Source organism: Paraburkholderia sp. GAS448 (genome assembly GCF_050435685.1).
GTDB lineage: Bacteria > Pseudomonadota > Gammaproteobacteria > Burkholderiales > Burkholderiaceae > Paraburkholderia.
The window spans coordinates 446,994-468,007 of sequence record NZ_JBNDKT010000005.1 but is presented as its reverse complement, the minus strand read 5'-3'; the positions used below and the strand labels follow the sequence as shown (position 1 = coordinate 468,007).

General features: G+C 62.7%; 21 protein-coding genes. 7 read left to right on the top strand and 14 right to left on the bottom strand.

From position 1 onward, the window contains the following. Positions 1 to 347 precede the first annotated feature (347 nt). Both P3T23_RS13535 and pcaQ read right to left on the bottom strand, forming a co-directional pair. The gene (locus tag P3T23_RS13535; RefSeq protein ID WP_429316663.1) at positions 348 to 1,400 is read right to left on the bottom strand and encodes an IS110 family transposase; all 1,053 of its coding nucleotides are present in this window, start codon (positions 1,398 to 1,400) and stop codon (positions 348 to 350) included. A gap of 161 nt (positions 1,401 to 1,561) precedes the next feature. Continuing rightward, positions 1,562 to 2,542, bottom strand: coding sequence for a pca operon transcription factor PcaQ (gene pcaQ / locus P3T23_RS13530; RefSeq protein ID WP_429316662.1), 981 nt, complete (start codon positions 2,540 to 2,542; stop codon positions 1,562 to 1,564). 109 nt (positions 2,543 to 2,651) lie between these two features. Between pcaQ and pcaH the strand changes: the two genes are divergently transcribed. Together pcaH and pcaG are read left to right on the top strand one after the other, a co-directional pair. Continuing rightward, entirely contained in the window at positions 2,652 to 3,359 is a 708-nt protein-coding gene (pcaH, locus tag P3T23_RS13525; RefSeq protein ID WP_429316661.1) for a protocatechuate 3,4-dioxygenase subunit beta, read from the top strand. 2 nt (positions 3,360 to 3,361) lie between these two features. Continuing rightward, positions 3,362 to 3,949, top strand: a complete 588-nt coding sequence (gene pcaG / locus P3T23_RS13520; protein ID WP_429316660.1) for a protocatechuate 3,4-dioxygenase subunit alpha — start codon at positions 3,362 to 3,364, stop codon at positions 3,947 to 3,949. A gap of 553 nt (positions 3,950 to 4,502) precedes the next feature. Here the strand turns inward: pcaG and P3T23_RS13515 are convergent. The 3 genes from P3T23_RS13515 to P3T23_RS13505 form a co-directional block, all read right to left on the bottom strand. Beyond that, the gene (locus P3T23_RS13515) at positions 4,503 to 5,081 is read right to left on the bottom strand and encodes an NnrU family protein (RefSeq protein ID WP_429316659.1); all 579 of its coding nucleotides are present in this window, start codon (positions 5,079 to 5,081) and stop codon (positions 4,503 to 4,505) included. Positions 5,082 to 5,201: 120 nt separating this feature from the next. Further along, positions 5,202 to 5,984 (bottom strand): class II aldolase/adducin family protein, encoded by a 783-nt coding sequence (locus P3T23_RS13510; RefSeq protein ID WP_429316658.1) that lies wholly within the window; start codon positions 5,982 to 5,984, stop codon positions 5,202 to 5,204. Between the two features lie 116 nt (positions 5,985 to 6,100). Next, a complete protein-coding gene (locus P3T23_RS13505; protein ID WP_133666216.1) occupies positions 6,101 to 6,364 on the bottom strand; it encodes an H-NS family nucleoid-associated regulatory protein in 264 nt (87 codons plus the stop codon). 29 nt (positions 6,365 to 6,393) lie between these two features. On the opposite strand from P3T23_RS13505, the gene P3T23_RS13500 reads away from it, so the two are divergent. Then, positions 6,394 to 6,615: a hypothetical protein gene (locus tag P3T23_RS13500; protein ID WP_429316657.1), complete on the top strand. Its 222-nt coding sequence runs from the start codon at positions 6,394 to 6,396 to the stop codon at positions 6,613 to 6,615. Positions 6,616 to 6,697: 82 nt separating this feature from the next. Here the strand turns inward: P3T23_RS13500 and P3T23_RS13495 are convergent, their stop codons facing one another. Then, entirely contained in the window at positions 6,698 to 8,011 is a 1,314-nt protein-coding gene (locus tag P3T23_RS13495; protein ID WP_429316656.1) for a sugar efflux transporter, read from the bottom strand. A gap of 416 nt (positions 8,012 to 8,427) precedes the next feature. Between P3T23_RS13495 and P3T23_RS13490 the strand changes: the two genes are divergently transcribed. Both P3T23_RS13490 and P3T23_RS13485 read left to right on the top strand, forming a co-directional pair. Next, the gene (locus tag P3T23_RS13490) at positions 8,428 to 9,318 is read left to right on the top strand and encodes an isocitrate lyase/PEP mutase family protein (RefSeq protein WP_429316655.1); all 891 of its coding nucleotides are present in this window, start codon (positions 8,428 to 8,430) and stop codon (positions 9,316 to 9,318) included. 30 nt (positions 9,319 to 9,348) lie between these two features. Further along, positions 9,349 to 10,779: a DHA2 family efflux MFS transporter permease subunit gene (locus P3T23_RS13485; protein WP_429316654.1), complete on the top strand. Its 1,431-nt coding sequence runs from the start codon at positions 9,349 to 9,351 to the stop codon at positions 10,777 to 10,779. Between the two features lies 1 nt (position 10,780). Here the strand turns inward: P3T23_RS13485 and P3T23_RS13480 are convergent, their stop codons facing one another. Beyond that, the gene (locus P3T23_RS13480; protein WP_429316653.1) at positions 10,781 to 12,262 is read right to left on the bottom strand and encodes a YncE family protein; all 1,482 of its coding nucleotides are present in this window, start codon (positions 12,260 to 12,262) and stop codon (positions 10,781 to 10,783) included. A gap of 5 nt (positions 12,263 to 12,267) precedes the next feature. Further along, entirely contained in the window at positions 12,268 to 12,768 is a 501-nt protein-coding gene (locus tag P3T23_RS13475) for a DUF305 domain-containing protein (RefSeq protein WP_429316652.1), read from the bottom strand. Between the two features lie 259 nt (positions 12,769 to 13,027). Between P3T23_RS13475 and P3T23_RS13470 the strand changes: the two genes are divergently transcribed. Next, positions 13,028 to 13,957: a LysR family transcriptional regulator gene (locus P3T23_RS13470; protein ID WP_429316651.1), complete on the top strand. Its 930-nt coding sequence runs from the start codon at positions 13,028 to 13,030 to the stop codon at positions 13,955 to 13,957. 76 nt (positions 13,958 to 14,033) lie between these two features. Here the strand turns inward: P3T23_RS13470 and P3T23_RS13465 are convergent, their stop codons facing one another. From P3T23_RS13465 to P3T23_RS13440, 6 genes are all read right to left on the bottom strand, one after another. Beyond that, on the bottom strand, positions 14,034 to 14,906 hold the full coding sequence (locus P3T23_RS13465) for an anti-sigma factor family protein (RefSeq protein WP_429316650.1): 873 nt from the start codon (positions 14,904 to 14,906) through the stop codon (positions 14,034 to 14,036). After that, the gene (locus tag P3T23_RS13460; RefSeq protein ID WP_429316649.1) at positions 14,903 to 15,421 is read right to left on the bottom strand and encodes an RNA polymerase sigma factor; all 519 of its coding nucleotides are present in this window, start codon (positions 15,419 to 15,421) and stop codon (positions 14,903 to 14,905) included. Before P3T23_RS13460 ends, P3T23_RS13465 begins: the two co-directional genes overlap by 4 nt. Positions 15,422 to 15,550: 129 nt before the next feature. Continuing rightward, positions 15,551 to 16,279 (bottom strand): anti-sigma factor family protein, encoded by a 729-nt coding sequence (locus P3T23_RS13455; RefSeq protein ID WP_429316648.1) that lies wholly within the window; start codon positions 16,277 to 16,279, stop codon positions 15,551 to 15,553. Between the two features lie 446 nt (positions 16,280 to 16,725). Beyond that, a complete protein-coding gene (locus P3T23_RS13450; protein ID WP_429316647.1) occupies positions 16,726 to 16,923 on the bottom strand; it encodes a DUF3562 domain-containing protein in 198 nt (65 codons plus the stop codon). Positions 16,924 to 17,481: 558 nt separating this feature from the next. Next, positions 17,482 to 18,123, bottom strand: coding sequence for a DsbA family oxidoreductase (locus tag P3T23_RS13445; RefSeq protein ID WP_429316646.1), 642 nt, complete (start codon positions 18,121 to 18,123; stop codon positions 17,482 to 17,484). A 1,023-nt stretch (positions 18,124 to 19,146) separates the two neighbouring features. Next, complete coding sequence (locus P3T23_RS13440) at positions 19,147 to 19,938, bottom strand: carboxymuconolactone decarboxylase family protein (protein WP_429316645.1); 792 nt, start codon at positions 19,936 to 19,938, stop codon at positions 19,147 to 19,149. A gap of 119 nt (positions 19,939 to 20,057) precedes the next feature. On the opposite strand from P3T23_RS13440, the gene P3T23_RS13435 reads away from it, so the two are divergent. Then, complete coding sequence (locus P3T23_RS13435; RefSeq protein WP_429316644.1) at positions 20,058 to 21,011, top strand: LysR family transcriptional regulator; 954 nt, start codon at positions 20,058 to 20,060, stop codon at positions 21,009 to 21,011. Positions 21,012 to 21,014 lie beyond the last annotated feature (3 nt).

The window sequence follows — 21,014 nt, the reverse complement described above, 5'->3', positions numbered from 1 at the left end:
CACGAACACTTACGTCCTAAAATCACGTTTCCTCTAACGATCAATCATTCCGACAACCCGGTCTCTCCAGGCTCATTTCGGTATTGGAAAACTCTTGAACACCGCCCCGTTGGCAAGGTTGGGTTTGTGTGCGTTGAACAGCGGAGGTAACGGTTGCAGTCTTATATCCGGCCTTGGGGTTGCAGGTCAGCGGACCTGCGGGCCTTGATGGAAGCTGCCGGGAACGACCCCATCTCCCACGACGGGCTTTGAGCCGCCTGGATGTCATCGGGTTTGGGTTCCCGTCGGTCCGACCTCGTTTGCCATCACACGTTTTGCCTTACCCTGCGCAACACTGGTGGTTTGACCTAAATGCTCTGAACTGCCTGGGGCCCACTTGCGTAGGGTCGCACGCTGACGTGCTGCCGGTCATACGGCTGGCCATGCGCGAGCAGTGCCCAGGCCGTGCGGGCCATCTTGTTGGCAAGCGCGACAATGACGACGTTGACCGGGCGCCGGCTCAGGAGTGCCTCGACCCACGCGGGGCGCTGTTTCGAACGGGTCACCACGATGCGCGCGCCGTGGATCAGCAGCCTGCGCAGGTATGGGTCGCCGCGCTTTGAGATGTGGCCCAGGCGGATTTTGCCGCCGCTGCCGGTTTGCGCAGGGACCAGGCCCAGGCTGGCCGCGAAGGCACGCCCGGAACGGAACGTATCGGGTGTACCCATCACCGCAACCGTCGCGGTGGCCGTCAACGGTCCGATGCCGTTGATGGCCACCAGGGTCTGTGCGGCGGGATCGGCCTTCATCCAGTTCAGGTTTTCGCGCTCGGCCTCGGCGATGTCGGCCTCCAGCTGCCGAAGGTGCGCGAGCTGGCGCTGCAGGGCGCGCCAGATGAGCGGGGGCACGGTCTGCTCGATCTCGGCGATGCGCGCGCTGAGCTCGTTCATCAGCGCCTTGCGGCCGTAACGGAATTGCAGGCCGTATTCGCCCAGCAGACCACGAATCTGGTTGACCTGACGGGTACGCGTGTCGACCAGCGCGGAGCGGATGCGGTGCAGACTCAGGATGGCCTGCTGCGCTTCGCTCTTGATCGCCACGGTGCGCATGCCCGGTTGCTGGGCGGCCGTCCAGATCGCCCGTGCGTCTGCTGCATCCGTCTTGTTGGTCTGCACAAACGGGCGCACGTATTTGGCGTGCAACAGGATGGCCTGATGCCCGAGGCTGGCGATCTTGCGCGCCCACCAGTGGGCACCGCTACATGCCTCCAGTGCCACGCGGCCTGGCGCCCGGTTGCCCAGAAAGCGGATGAGCTGGTCGCGGGTGAAGCGACGGTTGCTGATCTCGCCCGATTGCGGGTCGACCCAGTAAAGCTGAAACACGGACTTTGCAATGTCCAGCCCGTATGTCGTAGCATTCATTTGGGCTCTCCTTACCTCAAGTGATTGGTCGAACTTTCACTTTGGCACGTCGATGCCGTTGGTCAAGTGAGAGCCCCCGGCGCCCGCGGGCAGTGGGCGCTCGCCGCTACCCTGGAGTGAGGGGCGGTGTTCATTCCATCTCCCCGGAGGCCTCGCGCGGATCAGGGCGCCGCGCGGCGGCGCTTCGGCGAGCGTGTTTTATCGACGGCCGGAGCGATGCGCTGACGCGTCACGTTGCGCACCGCATCAATCAGTGCGCGCGCCGCTGCCGACGGCTGGGTATCCGTGCGCAGGATGAGTCCCACCGGCTCCTCGGTGCCGGCAAACGGCAGCGGCAACCGCACCAGTTCGCCGCGCGACAGATCGTATTCGACCGCGCTGAACGGGACAAACCAGACCGCGTCGTTTTCGAGCGTCAACGCCCGGCCCACCGATACCGACAGCATTTCCACGAACGAAGACAGCGGCGGCGCCCCCCAGGCCGTCAGCAGGCTTTCGGCCGACTGCCGGATCAGCGTGCCGAACGGCGGCAGCACTACCATGAAGCGTTCGAGCAGCGCCGCCGGGGGCACCGCGCCCGTCGACAGCGGATGGCCCGCACGGACCACCGCGATCAGCGGCTCACGATACAGCTGCTCGAAGCTGAGGCCGATCATCCGCTCCGGATCCGCCAGCCGCCCCACCGCGAACTCGATCGTGCTGGCCTTCAGCCGCGCGAGCAGCTCCGTGTTCGACGCGGTCACCATCCGCACAACCACATGCGGCCATTGGGTTTGAAACAGCTTCAGCGCGGGCGGCACGACCGCGGTCGCGACGGTCGGCAAAATGCCGAGATCCAGCGTGGCAGCCGCCGTGCCCTCCGCGCGCGCCAGCAGATCGACGCCTTGCCGCAGCGCGCTCACGCAGGCGCTTGCGTGCGGCATGAACAGCTGGCCCTCGCGCGTAGGCACCGCCCCGTGCCGGCCGCGCTCGAACAGCTTCACCCCGAGAATCGATTCGAGTTCGGCGACCGTCTTCGACACGGCGGGCTGCGTAATCGACAGGCTCTCCGCGGCCTTCCGCACGCCGCCGAACTGCGCGACGGCCAGAAAGCACTGCAGATGACGGAATTTGACGCGGCTGTCCGCGAGGCTGCGTTGCATAACGGCAGGTTATACGAAAGACGAAAAAACGTCATTTTGCATAACTTCCTGGAGCATATAAAGTCCCATCATCCCCAGCCATTCAATAAACCTTCCCAGGAGACAAACAATGGACGAGCCCCTTGTCCTCGCAGTGCGCGACTTCGCGTCCCATCCTCCCTATGTCTATCCCGGTTACGGCTCGTCGGTGAAGCGCGGCCCGAGCCGTCCGCTGATCCCGCTGAAAGAGCGCCTGCGCGACCAGCGCGTGCCCGTGTACGGCGCGGAAGATCTCGGCGCGCTCGATAACGACCTGACGCGCAATGCCGCCAGAAATGGCGAGCCGCTTGGCGAGCGCATCATCGTCACGGGCCGCGTGCTCGACGAGGGCGGTCGGCCGGTGCGCAACACACTCGTCGAAATCTGGCAGGCGAACGCTGCGGGCCGCTATGTTCACAAGGCTGACCAGCACGAAGCGCCGCTCGATCCGAACTTCCTCGGCGCAGGCCGCTGCCTGACCGACAACGAAGGCCGCTACCGGTTTCTGACGATCAAGCCCGGTGCGTATCCGTGGGGCAATCATCCGAACGCATGGCGTCCGAACCACATTCACTTCTCGCTGTTTGGCGACTACTTCGGTTCGCGCCTCGTCACGCAGATGTACTTCCCTGGCGACCCGCTGCTTGCACTCGATCCGATCTTCCAGGGCACACCCGAGCAGGCACGCGAACGTCTCATCTCGCGCTTCTCGATCGACACCACGGAAGAAGGCTATGCGCTCGGCTACGAATTCGACATCGTGCTGCGCGGCCGCAACGAAACCCCGATGGAGCGTTGAACATGACACTCAAGCAAACGCCTTCCCAAACGGTCGGGCCGTACTTCGCCTACGGTCTGTGCCCTGAACAGTACAACTTCGATCTGAAGAGCCTGTTCACGCCATCGCTCGTGGATCATGAAGCGGCCGGCGAACACATCACGATTGTCGGCCAGGTATTCGACGCCGACGGGGCGGTGGTCGGCGACGCCATGCTCGAGTTTTTGCAGGTCGACGCGCAGGGCAACTATCCGGCTTCACGCGCGGACGTGACGAAGTCGGGCTTTCGCGGCTTTGCGCGTGTCGGTACGGGAACGGATCCGCAGAAGCGCTTTGTCGTCCAGACCGTGAAGCCGGGTGCGACCGGTGAAGACGAAGCGCCGCACATCAACGTGATCGTGCTGATGCGCGGGATGCTGCTGCATACGTTCACGCGCCTCTACTTCGACGATGAAGCGGCGGCCAACGAGCGTGACGCGGTGCTTGCCTCCGTGCCGGCCGAACGTCGCAAGACGCTGGTCGCGAAACGCGAAACGCATGCCGGCAGCACCGTGTACCGTTTCGACATCCACATGCAGGGCGAAAACGAAACGGCCTTCTTCGATCTCTGATGTCGTTTGAAGCTGGATGAAGGTGCGGTTCGCACCTTCCCCAGCGTTTTCACGGACGTTTCATACGGCAGCTTTAGTCTCTCAAGCCGCGACCCGTTCGCGAAACTCCGGGTAACATTCGGCCCGCCTTGCGCGGGCTTTTTTTATCCGCCCGGACAGCGATCGAACGATGACCGGAACGTCACCGCTCGACGTGTCCGCCATCATGCGTCCATGGCGCCGTTCAGTCGTAACTGATCACGACCGCTCTTGAATATAGTGACGATGACGTGATCCCCTTTTCTGAATCAAGCGACCAGTTATCCTTATAAATTTAAAAATACTAAAAGCGCCGAACGCGTTGTGCGAGTGGCTCACTGCCCCGTCAGCCGGGTCTCGCTCAAGACAGCGTATTTGAACTCTGCCTCGCACGCCACCGCATGCCGGCGCTGCGCCTCATTCGCAAGCATCGTCGACCGTAAAAGATCAACGACGCCCTCGCATGCGTATGAGCGACATCCAGCACCTGCCCGGAGTACAAATAAAAGCATAGGACAGTAAAACAAAAACTCCATTACCCAAACGGCCGCACCCCGATCAACCACCCATGCAAAACAAGGGCAAACACCACCCACACAACAAGCCCGGCAACGACGGGCATCGCATCCTTTGACAGGACACCAGGTGGATAAACAACGCCCTGATCCAGATCACGCCGCCGCGCGGCGAAATAGTCGACCACCGCCCAGACCAGAAAAGCCCCAAACAGGATCACTGCATTCAGGGTCCCGTTGGCAAGCAGATGCGCGAGCGCCCAAAGCCCGACGCCAAACACCATCGGATGATGGAGCAGCGCCTTGAAGTGGTTACCCGGACTATGAGCAGCAGGAAAGAGGATAAAAGCGAGCGCGGTAAGCGGCGCAGCGAGATGAGGAGCCCACACCGGCGGCGTCCATAGCAGCACCGGGTCACGCCGTGCCATTCCATAGCCCCAGATGATCAGCACGAGCCCGATCGCGGAGGCGATGGAAAATATCCCCTTCCAGCCCTTTTCGCCAAGCCTCGCAATCTGCGCCTCGCGCCATGGCCCGGCGAAGATCCGCACTGAATGACCGCCCAGAAAGATCACCAACCCGACTATCAGCACAACCATGGTATGCACCTCGCGACGAAGTTTGAAGATCGCCGCGATTGTCGCCCAGCTTGCCGCGTATGCCAATCAGGATCTGCCGCTCCCGCCTGGCAATCGCCCCGCCGGACCCGCTGTTGGTGCCTAACTACGGTAATCGGATCGCGATATATCGATCAGCCGCAACGCGGCTTCCCACGCCAGTTGTGCAATGCCTTCCGAGTCATCGCGCTGGAACTGGCTTGCGGTCAACCTGCACACGGCCTCCGGCGGCACATTCAGTTCCGCGTTGCCGGCCAGCGCCTGAACCTGAATCTGGCAGGCGCGTTCCAGAAAATGGATTTCCTGAAACGCCGTCGCCGCGGATACGCCTCCGGCCAGCAAACCGTGATTGCGCAAGATCATCGCATTGCATGTGCCCAGATCGGCGACGAGCCGTGCCCGTTCGCCGAGGTCCAGCGCAATGCCTTCATAGTCGTGGTAAGCAAGGCACCCGTAGAACTTGAGCGCATGCTGGCTGATCGGCAGCAAGCCCTGCTTTTGCGCGGAAACCGCCGAGCCCGCCGCAGTGTGCGTGTGAATCACGTAACGCAGGTCGGGACGCGCCGTGTGCACGGCCGAATGAATCGTGAAACCCGCTGCATTCACGCGATAGCGCGCCGGATCGCTGCCCGCCTCCGCTTCGACGACACGCCCGTCGCGATCGATTTTCACCAGATCCGATGCGCGCATTTCGTCGAACAGCACGCCATAACGATTGATGAGGAAGTGATGCTCGGGCCCCGGCACGCGCGCGGTAATGTGCGTGTCGATCAGGTCGGTCATACGGAAATGCGCGACCAGGCGATACAGCGCAGCGAGGTCGCAGCGGGTCGCCCATTCGTCCGGACTGCAGGCGTGCGCCGACGCCGGTTGCATGACAGACATCGGAATCTCCCTTAAAGGCAGGTTGCCGTCTCACGAAGCAACGGGGTGCGCCGCGGCGGCTAACGCGTCGCGCGACGCATGGCTGAGCCGGGAAAATACGGCTCGACGTGCCGCGATCAGCACCGGAAGTGCTCGATATCCTGCCCTGCGTGAATGGCGCGGGTCAGCCAGTCGGGCCTGTCGCCCGTGCCGTCCCACGTGTTGCCGTATGCGTCGCGATACTTCGGCGCCTGCAGCGCGGCGGCATCGGCTTCGATGGCGGCCGCCAGATCGTCCAGCGTAATGCCGTACTCTTCCATGCGGCGGCGTATCCACACGAGCAGTCGTTCGCGCGCTTCTCCGTCGGGATCGAACATCCGTTGTTCCTCTCGCTTGACCATGGTGCACCATTTTCCTTGCAAGAAAATGCATGCCTGAAAAGACAAAGGCTTCGCAATTGCCAGCGAAGCCTTTTTTTGATGTCGACAGCGGCGCAGGTGAATCGGCGACTCACACTGCCGTCCCGGAGGTAAATGAAGACTCCGAAAACGACGCCCGGCATATCAACATATTAGAAAAAATCCGTTCCGCAAACCGGCCGAATGTTACTCCGTGCCGCGATTGTAAATCAAGCGGCGGCCTGCCGTTTTAGTTTGCCATTACCGGGTGGTGGCGTTTCTGCATCCGCTTCGCGAAATCCGGGCCGGCGCGCGGCAGGCAGGCAGGCGGCAATGCTAGCGCCGCCGCTCTTCCAGCTTGCGGGCGACGTACCCGCGCGCTGCCCGCGCCATCTGTCCATAGCGCCAGCCTGGCACGGCAAACAGCACCAGCGCGCACAGGGCAAGCAGACCGCAGAACACGAAGGTGCCGCGATAGCTGAACGCCTGCACGAGCAAACCGGACAGCACCCCCGACAGGATCGACCCCACCCGCGCCGCGTTGAAGAACAGCGCCGTCGCCCGGCCCGGCGACGCGGGCATCAGATCCTGCACGTAGGTCATGCCGAGGCACGATGTGACGGAAACGACGAACGCATTGAGGATCTGCATCGGAATCAGCACGTTCACGTGGCCTGCGACCGACATGCCGACAAAATACACCGCATGCACCGCGGCGCACGCGGCCAGCCAGTTCGGCTTGTGCAGCGACGACGAACGCGCACCGAGCGCAAGCATCATCGGAATTTCGGTCAGCGCGCCGAGCCCCAGCATGATCGATACGTCGAGCCGCGAGCCGTTGAGGCCATGCACGATGTATAACGGCAGCACGATCATCGTCGCGTTGGCCGCGAGGCCGATCAGCGTCAACGCCACCACGGCCCGCATGATGTCGTTCGCCGATGCGGCCGCGCCGCCCGCTTCATGGCCGCCTTCGGATGGGGTGCGCAGCGGTGGCACCGTGATCGACGAAGTCGGCTCGGACGCCGTGTCCTCGACGGTGTGGTCGCCGAGATGCCCCTGCGGCTCTTGCATCCGCGCGACGATCGTCGCGCACGCCGCAAAGCTCGCCGCAGCGAACAGGAACAGCCCGTAGAAGCCGGTTGCCGCGAGCACCAGCGCGCCCACCGCCGGGCCGAAGACCCACGCGCCCGACAGGATCGTGCGCAGCGACGCGCTCGCAAACGCGCGTTCGGCGTCGTTTTTCACCGGCAATGCGGCGCGGCTGAACGAGAAGACCAGCGACAGCGCCGAGCCGCCCGCCCCGATGAAGGCCACGCCCACTACCAGCAGAAGCCGGTAGTCGCGCACCACGCACAGGCACAGATAACCCAGCGTCGCCGCCGCGAGCGATGCAAGCAGCAAGGGCCGGTGACGCCCGCTCCTGTCGCTCCAGCGGCCGGCCAGCGTGCTGGCCAGCACGCCGCTGGCGGCGATCAGCGTCATGAAGAGACCGAGCCTGAACGGCGTCATCCCCGCACGTTCGATGCCGAAGAGCGACAGATAGGGGGCAGTAAACGACATCGCCACGCCGAGCATCAGGGTCGCGCCTGCGAGCGGCTTGAAGCCGGGAATGCGCAGCAGATCGAAAAAGCGTGAGTTCTTCAGCACGGGGCAACGATGGATGGAGGATGGCGACCCGCTGCACCCCAACAAGCCGTGATGCGTGTGGATCGACCGGCCATTATCAGGGCCAGGAACGCTGACCGTAAAGCCGGAGATCGTCATCCCACATTCACGGCTCGTCGGTGTTATGCGTAGCGAACCATCCGCAGCCGCCGTTATTCCGGTGACGCCGCGCAAGTCCGCGCCACGCCGTCGTCGGGCAGGCGGCGATTGCCGGTTCGCTGGATGAACGGACTGAGCGGTTGCGCCATGCAGTTGCGACCTTCAGAATCGCGCGGATCGAACGCGCCGGCAGCCAACGCGTCATAATCCGCAGATTCGTTGCGCAAACCCAAGGTGGCCTGGCGGGCGCAGATTCCGCACGCGAGGCCGTTCCCCCGATCCTTTCGAGGCCTACTGTCATGCCAACTTCCTCTGTCAGCCGCCGCGCTGCCTTTCGCCGCAGCGTCAGTGAACGCCGGGGCCTGCTCGTGCCCGGCGCGTTCAACGCGATGAGCGCACGCGTCATCGAGGACGCCGGGTTCGAAGCGCTCTACCTGACGGGCGCGGGCGTCACGAACATGTCGCTCGGGCTGCCCGACCTCGGCTTCATCGGCCTGAACGAAATCGCCGAACACACTGCGCGCGTGCGCGATGCGGTCGAGCTGCCGCTCATCGTCGACGCCGACACCGGCTTCGGCAACGCGCTCAACGTGCGGCATACGGTTCGCACACTGGAGCGTTGCGGCGCCGATGCGATCCAGTTCGAAGATCAGGTGATGCCGAAGAAATGCGGCCACTTCGCGGGCAAGGAAGTGGTCTCGACCGGCGAGATGGTCGGCAAGATCCACGCGGCGGTCGATGCCCGGGAGGACGGCCACCTGCAGATCATCGCGCGCACCGACGCGGCCGCGGTGGAAGGCATCGAGGCGGCGATCGAACGCGGCCAGCGCTTCGTCGAAGCCGGCGCCGATATCCTCTTTATCGAAGCCACCGAATCCCTCGCCGATATCGCGCGTCTGCCGGGCCTCTTCCCGACCGCACCGCAGCTCATCAATATCGTGATCGGCGGCAAGACTCCCGTGCAGTCGCGCGACGCGCTCGCCAGCCTCGGCTACGGACTCGTCCTGTATGCGAACGCGGCCCTGCAGGGCGCGGTGCGCGGCATGCAGCAGGCGCTCGGCGCGTTGAAGGGCAACGGACGCCTCGACGAAGACCCATCGCTCGTGGTGCCGTTCAGCGAGCGTCAGCGCCTCGTGAACAAGCCGCTCTTCGACCAGCTCGACAAGCAGTACGCCGCGCATGAGAAGTAGGCGTTTTGCCTCTGCGCCGAAGGCCACGCCATGACCGCCCGTCTGCCGGATCACTCGCACGTTCACTGGTTGCCGTACATCGTCGCGGCGACCTTCTTCATGGAGTATCTCGACACCACCGTCATCGCGACGGCGCTGCCGCAGATGGCTCGCTCGTTCGGTGTCGGCCCGAACAGCCTCAGCCTCGGCATGACGGCCTACATGCTGGCGCTCGCGATCTTCATTCCGGTGAGCGGCTGGGTTGCCGACCGCTGCGGATCGCGCACGGTGTTCTTCGGCGCGATCGTCGTGTTCACGGTGGCGTCGGTGCTCTGCGGCGTGTCGCAAAACGAGGTGGAGTTCACGGCGGCTCGCGTGCTGCAGGGCGTCGGCGGCGCGATGATGGTGCCGGTCGGCCGCCTGATCGTCGTGCGCAGCACGGACAAAAGCCGCCTGATGCAGGCCATCTCCACCATCACGTGGCCGGCGATCGTCGCGCCTGTGGTTGGACCGCCGATCGGCGGCTTCATCACGACATACGCCTCGTGGCGCTGGATCTTTCTGCTGAATGTGCCGGTCGGCATCGCGGTGCTGGCGGTGGTCGCGGCGCTCGTGCCCAATCTGCGCGGCACTGACCGGCGTCCGCTCGATGTCGTCGGTCTCGTGCTGAGCGGCGCCACGCTGACCTCGATTCTCTATGGCGCCGAACTGGCCAGCCAGCCGGGCACGAAGCCGTGGGGCGCGTTGGGCTTCGTGGCCGCAGGTCTCGTCTTCGGGTTCATTGCGTTCCGGCACGCGAGGCAGCATCCGCATCCGCTCATCGATGTATCGACACTGAAGATCCCGACGTTCTCCGTCACCGTGGTGACGGGCTCCCTAACGCGCATCGGGATCGGCGCGGTGCCCTACCTGATGCCGCTGTTGTTCCAGATCGGCTTCGGGCTCTCCGCGTTCAAGTCCGGCCTGCTGCTGCTCGCGAGCGCGCTCGGCAATCTCGGGATGAAAGCGCTCACCACGCGCATCCTGCGGCGCTTCGGCTTCAGGATGGTCTCGATCGTCGACGTCGCCGTGGCTGGCGCCTTTATCATCGCCTGCGGGCTGTTGACGCCCGCCGCGCCGCTCGCGCTCGTGCTGATCGTCGTGTTTATCTATGGCGTCGCGCGCTCGATGCAGTTTTCGTTGCTCGCCACGCTCGCCTATGCCGACGTGCCGCAGCCGCAGATGAATGCGGCGAGCACGCTCTGGAGCGCGGCCGCGCAGATGACCATCGGCCTCGGCATCGCCTTTGGCGCGGTGTCGCTGCGCCTGGGCGCCCTGGTCCACGGCGAGGAAGCAGGACGCCCCTTCACACTCGACGACTTCCGGCTGGCCTTTCTGTTTGCCGGCCTGCTGACCTTCGTTTCCGTTCTGGGCTACATGCGCATGGCACATGATGCGGGCCAGAGCGTCGGAGGCGGAGCACGCCGGCAGAACGCTTCCTGAACTACAGCGCCTGCACCTGAACCGGCGCACCCGGCTTGCCTGCCACCGACGGCGCAATCACCAGATAGCGGCGCTGGTCCTTCGCCGCTGCATCGCCCGTGGTCACCACCTGGCGGATCTGTCCAATCGCGTTGACGATGGCCGAGCCCGCCGGGTTCGTCATGAAGTTCGCCAGCGGCTCGACGTTGCCGCTGCCATCCGGCGTATCGGTGAGACCCAGCACGTAGGGCTGTTTAGGCTCGAGGCCGGTTACCGACGCCTGCAGCACCTGCAGCAGCCCCTGATCGAACAGCGCCACGCTCGTCGGGGCATTTGCCGGGGCATTCGTCGTGTTGCCGGCCTTCGCCGCACCGACGGGCACGAGCGCCAGATGCGCGGCCCGCCCTGCCACGCCAAGCGGCTGCAGGTTCTGCGTACCGTCGCCTTCGGGCACCGCGTTCGGCACATAGGCGACCGCCTGCGGTGCCTGACCGATCGGCACCGTCGCGACGACCTTGTTGGTCAGCGTGTCGATCGCGGTCAATGCATCGGCGTTCTCGAGGCCTACGTAGACGCGGCTGCCGTCGCCCGATGGCCAGATACCGTGCGGCAGACTGCCGACCGGAATGGTCGCGACCTGCGAGTAGTCATCGGTGCGGAACACCTTCACGGTGTTCGTACCGCCTACCGTCACATACGCGAACATGCCTTTGGCGTTACGCACGATGTTCACGTGATTCGTGATCGGACCGGTGTCGATCGTCTTGAGCAACGCGAACGGCGGGCGGGCATCGAAAACCTGCGTCTTGCCGACATCCTTGAGCGTGAACCACACCTGTTTGCCATCCGGCGTCGCGGCAATGTTAGGACAGAAAGGACTGGCCTGCTTCACCTTGCCGACGATCTGATGGTCAGCCACGGAAATCACGTCGACTTCCGGATTGAACGACGAACACACGTAACCGTACTTGCCGTCCGGCGAGAATATCTGCATGCCCGGACCGGCCGGCACGATGATGCGCGTCTTCTCCTCGAAGGTCTTGCCGTCGATCACCGCCACGTAGTTTTCGCCACGCACAGTCACCCACACTTCACTGCCGTCAGGCGTGAAGAAGGCCTCGTGCGGCGAACGGCCTACATACGTCGTATGTTTGACGGCGTTGGTCTGCGTATCGATGAACGTCACCGAGTTCGAGCCGATCGACACCACTGCAAGCGTGCGGTGGTCCGGTGAAAAGCCCATGCCGTGCACGAGCACCTGGCCGCGATAAAGCGGGCTGAAGTTGCCCGGCGACGGATCGCCGAGACGAATGACGCCGACGAGCCTGTTGTCGGCCGGATCGGTCACCGACACCGTGTTCGAAAACTGCTCGGCTGCGTAGACGCGATCGTGGTGACTCACCGGCACGTCGGGATCGGACGATGCGCCCGGCGCCTGGCCAGCCCATGCGAACTGCGCGACGGCCATCGCAGTCGCTGTCAGCATCGTGGAAAGAGTAGACATGTGCTTCATTGGGATTCCTTGGGCGAGTTCATGTTCATGTGCATGCCGTTCATGCCATGACCGGACATCGAAGGTGCGGCTGGAGACGCAGGGCGTGCCGCAGACGGTTGATCGGGTGCAGGGGCGGCCGGTGGCAGCGGTTGACCCAGCGCCACGCGCATCGCGACGATTTCCTGCTGCTGTTCGACGATGATTTCCTGCGCGATGCGGCGCAGCTGTTCGTTGTGCCCGTAACGCAGTTCGGCCTGCGCCATGTCGATGGCGCCCTGGTGATGCGGCTCCATCATCGCGACGAAGTCCTTGTCGATGTCGCCGGTCGGCTTGATGGACATGTCGTCCATCATCTTCGTCATCGCGCGGTCGTTCTCAGATAGATAGGCCGCTTCGTCAGGGCTCGCCGCACGCGATCCGGCTGCAAACGCGGCCTCGCCGAGCGGGCCCGACATGGCACACGCAACCACGATGCTGACTATCGGGCGCATGCGGGAACTCTGTAGGGATCGCATAAGACTCTTCTCCTCGATCTGAAGCGTCGGTGTCAGAGAGGTGAACACAGCTTCGAAGAGATTATTCCGCGCGTCGGTTGCATTTTAATGCCCGTTTAAGCCGGCCGTGCTGCTGGAACACCGTTCAGTACACTCGAACGCTATACTCGGAAGATCATGTATCGTGTCCAACGAATGCCGTAACGTCATGAATCGTAGAGGCATGGACTTCGCGCGCGATAGCATGGCAACCCGTTGATCCGCGACAAAGGCGACACCGATGGCTTTCGACGAACGCATGTTGAACGGAATGGGTGTATTGACGGCAATCGTCGACAGCGGCAGTTTCGCCGCAGCCGGAGAAGCGCTGGACATGTCGCAGTCAGGCGTAAGCCGCTCGATTGCCCGGCTCGAAGCGCGCCTCGGCATCCGGCTTTTCGACCGCACCACGCGGTCGGTCACCCTCACCGACGAAGGCCGGCGCTTCTATGAGCAGATCCTGCCGCTGCTGAGCGGCCTCGAAGAAGCGGCTGCGTCGGCAGCGGAAGGACGCACTGCCGTACGCGGACGGCTGCGCGTCAACGTCGATATGTTCTTCTCGCGCATCTTTCTCGGGCCGCGTCTCGGCGCATTCGTGGAGGCTTATCCCGATCTTCAGATCGATGTCGTCACACGCGATCACCTCGGCGACATGGTGGCGGATGGCTTCGATCTGGCCGTGCGTTTTGGCGAGCCGCGCGCCTCGACGCTGATCGCACGCAAGCTGCTCGACACGCGCGTCATCACCGTCGCTTCACCCGCGTACATCAGGCGATCTGGACGCCCGCTCGCACCCACGGACCTCGAACGCGAGCCGCACGTGTGCCTCGATTTCCGCGAACCGGAGACGGGACGTCCATATCCGTGGGAATTTCATCGGGGAAGGAAGAAGATCGTCATCAAGGCGCGCAGCCGCCTGATGGTCAATGACGTCGGCACGATGTACGCACAGTGTCTCGGTGGCCATGGCATCGCACAGATTCTCTCGCCCGGAGCCGAACAATGGCTCACGAGCGGCAAGCTGGTCGACCTCTTTCCCGACTGGCCCGACGAACGGTTTCCTCTCTACGCGCTCTACCCGTCGCGACATCATCCGCCCGCCAAGGTCCGCGCTTTCTTCGATTTCGTCGTGCAGTTGACCGGCAGCCCTGTGCGCGATATCGCGTCTTGAGCGCATCGCGCATCGCTGAAGCGGGTGCTTCAGCGATGCGCTTTCCATACGCGCTGCAGGTTCACCACAGGCTATTTCAATCCGTGTTCTTCGGCGTGGCGGAATCTGCCGGCACGGTGCCCTCTGCGGTCAACTGTGCGTAGACATCGTGCGCGAGTTCGAGCAGCACCTTGCGATCGATACCGCCCGACACCGCATACCCGAAATCGCCGTCGATCCAGTAGAACACGTTCACGGGACCGTCCTCATACAGCTTGAACGCAGTCGTATCCGAACTCACCTTGCGGTGGGAGATGCACAGCGTGATGCGTTCGCCCTTCTCGTTGTGATACATGAACTGAGCGACCGGACCGTCGTCGCCCGGCAGCAGCCGCCCACCCATCAGTTCGAAGCCTGTGCGCGTGAGGATGGGCGGCCGGACGTTGGTGCCGAGACGGTTCGATACCCACTTCACGAGTTCCTGTTCCCTGTCCGCGCCCACTTCGACAGGCCGTGTCACTTCCGGCGCGTACATCACATGCGCGATCGCCGACTGTCGGGCGAACACCTCCGCGGCGTCCGCACTCACCCGACGGGCAGATACATCGCCGCCCGTGCCCGCAAACGGCGCCTGGCGGCCCATGCCCATGTTGGTGCCGACACCGATGCCGATGCCGAGTATCAGCGCCGCCGCCATTCCGGCGAACTGCGGCCAGTTCGCCGCGTCGAGCCAGCGCCTGCGCGCCGGCGGACGCAGGCGGGCCGGCACCGGTTCGCTGAGGATCCGGTCGTAGCGTTCATGAAACATGCTGTTCAGCGCGAAATAGTCGCTGACGCGCGCAGCCAGTTCGGCGTTGCTTTCCAGCAGCCGGTCGATTTCATCGCGACGGTGCGCAGCCAGCGAACCGTCGACGTAGGCGTGCAGTTCTTCCTCGCTAACCGGCGTGCCCGGGGTTCCTTGTTCGTTCATCGCACCACCTTTAATTTCGCGCCCGGCTGCGTGCCCGCCATCAATGCGCGCAGCCGCTCGCGGCCACGCGAAAGACGCGACATCACGGTGCCGATCGGCACACCCAGGGCAAGCGCCACATCGGCATAGCTCATTTCTTCGAGGCCGACGAGCAGCACCACTTCACGCTGGTCATCAGGCAGGCGCTGCAACGCGTAGTCGAGATCGCGCACTTCCAGCGATTGCGACTGGTTACCCGACACGGCCCACTCGACTTCCGGCAGGCCCTCGTCGTCGACCGACACGTGGACTGCGCGCGCGCCGGCCTTGCGAACCTGATTGACGAAGACGTTGTGCATGAGGGTGAAGAGCCAGGCGCGAAGATCCGTCTCCGGCCTGAACTGTCCGGCATTGCGGAGCGCGCGCTCCAGGGTGTCCTGAACCAGATCGTCTGCCAGTTCGCGGTTGTTGATCAGCGCGCGTGCGTAGCGCCGCAGCCGCGGCACGTGATCCATTAATCCGTCACGGACGTTCATCGTCCTTCCTTTCTCTGTCAGCCCCGGCGCCGCCTCACGCAGACGCATCATGAATAGATAGCGGGCAAACACCGTTTTTTGCCGTTTATTCCCGCGTTCCGGATTTTTTGTTTCGCTCGGCCGCCGTGCTCAGTGCGGCGCCATCAGATCGGCAGCGCGCATCAGCCCCCGCGTATTGGCGCGGCCGGCGAGCACGAATCGGGTACGCACTGTGGTCCAGTTCAGCACCCGGCTTGCGCCAACCCGGCGCGCCTGCCAATGCGGTTGCACCGTCGCAGTCAGGTCCGGCACCGATAACAGGACCGCCAGCTCGCCGGCCGCATTGCGGTAGACGAATCCGCTGGCACGCGCAAATGGACCGACTCTCTGCGAAATCGGGCCCATTGCGCGCAGACCGACGCTGGAGAGATCGGGCGCGGCGGCAAGGGTCCCGCCATCTACACCGCGATCTGGCGGCGCTTTCATCGCCGTGGCACGTTCGAGCGCCATGATCGCAGCCGCATCCAGTGCGTCGTCCGGGACGTGCGCCGCCCCTACGAAGGCACCCGCCGCCAATAGCACCACCAGCAAGACCGCCGCGAGGACCCGCGCACGGCGCCGCAGGCTGCCGGCCAGCGACGCGCCATGGAGCCGGAGGGATGAGAACGGCGCACGATCTTCATCGTCGGCATTTTGAAAGCTCGATTGCATCTGCCGGTTCAGCTTGCCATAGAAAGCGACGCGTCGTGCTTCGTCGGGCCGGTCGTGCAGATAGCGCTGTATCTGCGCGGCGCGCTCGGGCGGGAGCAGTCCGTCGACGAAAGCCTGAATGTCGGTTTCCGACAGGACGGATTCGGCGGCGGAGCGGGAAGGTCGCATGTCTGCTTTGCTGGAAAAAAATTGCTGTCACCCGTGTCAACACGACGCGGGTCAATTTATTCCATTCCGCAGACACATTTTCGCGTTGATTTCCATGCACGCGCGCTTTACGACGCTCGCCCAACGTGGATGGTTGGCTCAGGATCGCAGAGGTTTATTCCCGCCTTGTCCAACTTATTTCGATATCCTCTTTAAATAAAATGCACAACGCCCAGCAGAATGCGGCCGCGCTCGCGAAAAGCGGTGCGGCATCCACGGGAAGCAACTGATTGCGCGTCGGACTGGCCTGCGCTGCGGGCAGGCCAGTGCTTCCTCCGCTTGATCGTGCCGCTTGCGAGGCAAGCAAACCGGATCGTATTGCGGTCTGAAAGAAGCCCGACTATTACACCGTGGAAAGCGCGGCGTATTGAGGCGAGATCTCGAAGTACTTTTACAACCGGCGGGCGTCAGTGTTTTCCGCCGGAGCCGTTGCGAAGATTTTCGCGTACACGTTTAGCGACGAGCACATGGAGATAGTCACGTATCACAGCGCCCTCGTTGTACTGCGCCCATGTGTCGGCATACATTCTGGACACGGTTTCCTGGGGCGTACTGGTCTGCCGGGCAATTTCCTCGACGACTTCCTCAACGTTCGGCTTTGCCATGGGAGCGCTCTCCGGGGGTTGGACGATCCAGGGAAATGACTGCGGAACTTCATTAGAGGATGCAACACATCGGGATGCAAATTGAATCATGCTATCAAAGGGCCGGTTGGATTATTCCTCAGGTTTTGAACGAATGCCGCCTGTGAATGCACAAGCTTCCTGCAAGCTTCCCGATTCCTCACATCTTTGCGGACTTCCAGACGCTAGTAGTTCGTTTCACCAAAGACGTTACATATTAAGTGACGCCGAGATCGACCTTGCGTCCGGGATGACGATTGGCGGTGCGATCGCTGCTGTGTCGCCGCCAACCGGATCGCGGTGAGTTCGGCGCGTCGCAACCGCACACGTTGGACTGAGGTATCTGCCGCCCGCATCTGACAGTCCTCGCGCCTTCGCGAGGTCCCGCGTTTACCAGTAGTATGCTTCGCCAGGTTTGCGCCGGTGAGTACGTTCTGTTGCAAGGCGGGCCAGTGAACGACTGCCTCTCGCAGCCGCTCACCGTCGTGTAATGAACGCCTGAAATCAACGACGAACTGTCATTGCGATGCCGAAGTCACGTTACGCTTCGGCCAGGATCTGTTGAATGGCTTGCTCGAATACTTCGACGGGTTGTGCGCCAGTCAGCAGATAACGGTTATTAACGATGATCGACGGGACTGAATGAATGCCCATTGCCTGGTATTTCTCTTCTTCTGCACGAACCTCATTGGCATAGTCGCCACCTTGCAGAACAGAGCGCGCCTCAGCGCCGTCGAGTCCCACCGATTCCGCCGCTTCGACCAGAACGTCACGGCTGCTCGTGGGCTTGCCCTCGCCATGATAAGCCTGCAGAAGCGCCTGTTTAAGCTGTACCTGTTTGCCTTTGAGACGGGCCCAATGCATCAGGCGGTGCGCATCGAAGGTGTTATAGATGCGCTTGCGAGTGCCGAAGGTGAAACCCACATCCGAGCCGCGCCGCCGGAGCTCGGCCTGCGCCTCTACAACCTGTTGCGGCGTGCGCCCGTATTTCTTGCCTATATGTTCGACAAGGTCCTCACCCTCCTCGCCCATCTGCGGATTCAGTTCGAAGGGATGCATGACCAATTCGGCATCGACGGCATCGCCAAGTCGTGAGAGTGCAACTTGCAGCGAGGATAGACCGATAGCACACCATGGGCACGCTACATCGGAGACAAAATCGATTTTGATCGGTTGTTTCATTGCTTTCCTGATGATGAACACCTGTTGCGTCACCGGTTCGACACGCGGACAGCAGCCGCACACACCGTAGCCGGTTTTGAAAATGCTTGCCCGACCGCTTGCCGAACAACTGCGCCCCAGACGTTTCGGTCGTGATCGGGGATGTGCTCTATTGTGAACGAGTTTCGACGCGGAATTATCGTGGCCCGTGTCAATTCAATTGTTCCTTCAAGTCAAGCATGCGTCAGATCTGTGCCGGTTGGTACAGGCATGATTCCGGAGCAAAGATCGCACCGGCCCCGAGGCGAACGCTCGCCGTGCAATCGGTTCCGTTGCCCTAGAACCGATGTCTCACCCCGATGGCAAAGAGACCTTGCGTATCCGTGCCAGAGTTCAAGTACGCGAAAATCGCGAACTGTGCGGGAAGAAAACTGGTCTCGTGGACAAGGAAGTATTTGAGCGAGGCATGGTTACCCCTCAAAGGACGAACAGTCGCGTCTCGCCACTCAGGCCACCTCATAAGCAAATCTGACGATATGACGCCCATGAATCATGGCAGGTCGCCCGGCTTGCGATATCAATATCGTGAGCCGTTCCGATTCGGAGACACAACCTGTCGTGCTAACCGCGAGGCCGACGCGGCAGCCTTCGACGCCGGCGCGGAGATGTCGATCACGGTAACGGACATCGATTTCGGGCTATCGGAGCGACCGCAAAGAACACTGTGGCGCCGGACCCGAATGAAATCATCGCTGGATTATTAGCGCAGACATTCGTACTACGAAGACGCGCCGGTCGCAGATCATGGCGACCAGGTAATCGTAACGAACTCTGTGTTTCCGTTCATGCAACAACATGCGTGCCCGATGCGACAATTCAAGTTTCAGCGATCAGTTGATCAAATCGTTCCGATGGATTCACTGGATCTTTATGCATCGAGTTCGGGGGGCATCGCGGAATTCAATGCCTCACCCGTTGTCTTCCGCCGGAACAAGGTCGATCTTGGCGTCGCTTAATATGTAACGTCTTTGGTGAAACGATCTACTAGTGGATACCGTGCTCGCGATCGTTCAGCACGTCTTTCGCCGCGAGAGCGGCGTTGATCGCACGAGGAAATCCGGCGTACGCAGCGATCTGCGTGACGATCTCGACCAGTTGTGCACGCGTGCCGCCGACGTTGAGGAAACCATGCATATGAACCTTGAGTTGCGGCGTAGCGCTACCCATCGCCGCCAGCGCGGCGACCGTCACCCGTTCGCGCGAAACGAGGTCCAGAGCGGGACGCCGGTACACTTCGCCGAAGCCGAATTCGATGATGAAACGTCCAAGGTCGGGCGCGATGTCCTTGAGCGACTCGATCACACGCTCGCCCACTGCGCCATCGATCGCGCGCAGGCACGCAAGGCCGTCTGCGTAACGCGTTTGCCCCGAGGCGACCGGTTCTGCGCTTACCGTAACGCCCCTTTCGCCGAACACGGCCTTCGCGGCATACACGCCGTTCAGTGCTGCCGGAAAGCCCGCATACACGACAAGATGCGTCATCAGCTCGACGATTTCCTCGGGCGTACAACCGACGTTCAACGCCCCGGCGATATGGAATTTCAGTTGCTGCTCGGCGCCGCCCATCGATGCGAGCGCGGCCACGGTGACCTGCTGACGTTCACGCAGATCGAGTCCTGGACGCGCATAGATCTCGCCATACGCGAAGCTGATGGCCATGCCGGCGAGATCCGGCGCAACGTCTTTCAGCGCATCGATGATCGAAGGTTGTTGGGTCTTTTCAATCGCAGCGAGATATTCGCGGCCGAGCGCCATGGTTGATTGAGCGTCGTTCATCGTGTCCTCGGGAAAGTCGTGCCGTGCGTCATTGCCGGCCCGTTGACAAGGAAGATAGCGATGCCGTCCAGGATGCGCCAATGCCTTCGGCGTGATACCTTTCTGGTATCAGATACTCCGTGAATACGTTCATGCAGGCTCGAGTCGAGCTCTGGCAACTCAGGTATTTCGTCGCCGTCGCGGAGGAACTGAGTTTTCGTCGCGCAGCGGAGCGTCTTTCGATCACGCAGCCGCCTTTGACGCGGCAGATCCAGGCCCTCGAAGAGATCGTCGGCGCACGGCTCTTTGATCGTGACCGGGCCCGCGTGTTGCTGACGTCGACGGGAACGCATCTTCTGAAGGAGGCCCGCAAGCTGCTCGGGGATGCCGATGCGATGCTGGTGCGCGTGAGGCAGCGCGCGGAGCAGCGACTCGAGCTCCGACTCGGCATCACAACGGTTCTGGATCCGGCGTTGTTCACCTCGCTACAGCCCGCGCTGAAGGCGCGCGAGCCGTCGCTGCGACTGGTGCAGAAGCGTCAGTACTCGCAGCAGTCGGTCGCGGACATTCGCCGCGGCGCGCTCGACGCTGCGTTGATCGGCCTCCCATCGGAGACCGACGGCCTGATCGTCGAGCGTCTGCTCGTCGACCCGCTGGTCGTCGCGCTCCCCGCGGATCATGCGTTGAGCAAACGCCGGCGCATCTCGCTGATGGAACTCGCCAGCGACACGCTATTCTGGCCGCAGCGACGCATCAATCCTGCTTACTTCGATCACTTCGAGAAGCTGTTTCAGGCGCGCGGCTTCAATCCGTCCCGCGTCGCCGAGCCCGCCGATCATCACGTGCTGCTCAGCCTGATCGCAGCCGGCGAAGGCATTGCACTGATCCCTTCATCGCTGAAATCGATTGCGCGGGCGGGCGTCGTGTATTGCGAATTGAAGGAGCAGGCCGAACTGCGAATCGAGGTGGCGCTGGCGTGGCTGCCGGACACGACGAATCCCGCGCTTGCTGTGTTGCTTGATGTGCTGCGCACTCAGCGCGGCATCGCAGAGACGCAGCGTCCACGCAGCGGGCGGGTCGGGTCGAAGGGATAAGCC

Bases quoted from the DNA above. Each gene is read 5' to 3' on its own strand.
- P3T23_RS13475 (WP_429316652.1), bottom strand. From the start codon at position 12,768: ATGCGATCCCTACAGAGTTCCCGCATGCGCCCGATAGTCAGCATCGTG.
- P3T23_RS13500 (WP_429316657.1), top strand. From the start codon at position 6,394: ATGCCTGAAAAGACAAAGGCTTCGCAATTGCCAGCGAAGCCTTTTTTT.
- pcaH (WP_429316661.1), top strand. From the start codon at position 2,652: ATGGACGAGCCCCTTGTCCTCGCAGTGCGCGACTTCGCGTCCCATCCT.
- P3T23_RS13510 (WP_429316658.1), bottom strand. From the start codon at position 5,984: ATGTCTGTCATGCAACCGGCGTCGGCGCACGCCTGCAGTCCGGACGAA.
- P3T23_RS13515 (WP_429316659.1), bottom strand. From the start codon at position 5,081: ATGGTTGTGCTGATAGTCGGGTTGGTGATCTTTCTGGGCGGTCATTCA.
- P3T23_RS13505 (WP_133666216.1), bottom strand. From the start codon at position 6,364: ATGGTCAAGCGAGAGGAACAACGGATGTTCGATCCCGACGGAGAAGCG.
- P3T23_RS13485 (WP_429316654.1), top strand. From the start codon at position 9,349: ATGACCGCCCGTCTGCCGGATCACTCGCACGTTCACTGGTTGCCGTAC.
- P3T23_RS13455 (WP_429316648.1), bottom strand. From the start codon at position 16,279: ATGCGACCTTCCCGCTCCGCCGCCGAATCCGTCCTGTCGGAAACCGAC.
- P3T23_RS13460 (WP_429316649.1), bottom strand. From the start codon at position 15,421: ATGAACGTCCGTGACGGATTAATGGATCACGTGCCGCGGCTGCGGCGC.
- pcaQ (WP_429316662.1), bottom strand. From the start codon at position 2,542: ATGCAACGCAGCCTCGCGGACAGCCGCGTCAAATTCCGTCATCTGCAG.
- P3T23_RS13440 (WP_429316645.1), bottom strand. From the start codon at position 19,938: ATGAACGACGCTCAATCAACCATGGCGCTCGGCCGCGAATATCTCGCT.
- P3T23_RS13445 (WP_429316646.1), bottom strand. From the start codon at position 18,123: ATGAAACAACCGATCAAAATCGATTTTGTCTCCGATGTAGCGTGCCCA.
- P3T23_RS13470 (WP_429316651.1), top strand. From the start codon at position 13,028: ATGGCTTTCGACGAACGCATGTTGAACGGAATGGGTGTATTGACGGCA.
- P3T23_RS13450 (WP_429316647.1), bottom strand. From the start codon at position 16,923: ATGGCAAAGCCGAACGTTGAGGAAGTCGTCGAGGAAATTGCCCGGCAG.
- P3T23_RS13490 (WP_429316655.1), top strand. From the start codon at position 8,428: ATGCCAACTTCCTCTGTCAGCCGCCGCGCTGCCTTTCGCCGCAGCGTC.
- pcaG (WP_429316660.1), top strand. From the start codon at position 3,362: ATGACACTCAAGCAAACGCCTTCCCAAACGGTCGGGCCGTACTTCGCC.
- P3T23_RS13465 (WP_429316650.1), bottom strand. From the start codon at position 14,906: ATGAACGAACAAGGAACCCCGGGCACGCCGGTTAGCGAGGAAGAACTG.
- P3T23_RS13535 (WP_429316663.1), bottom strand. From the start codon at position 1,400: ATGAATGCTACGACATACGGGCTGGACATTGCAAAGTCCGTGTTTCAG.
- P3T23_RS13480 (WP_429316653.1), bottom strand. From the start codon at position 12,262: ATGTCTACTCTTTCCACGATGCTGACAGCGACTGCGATGGCCGTCGCG.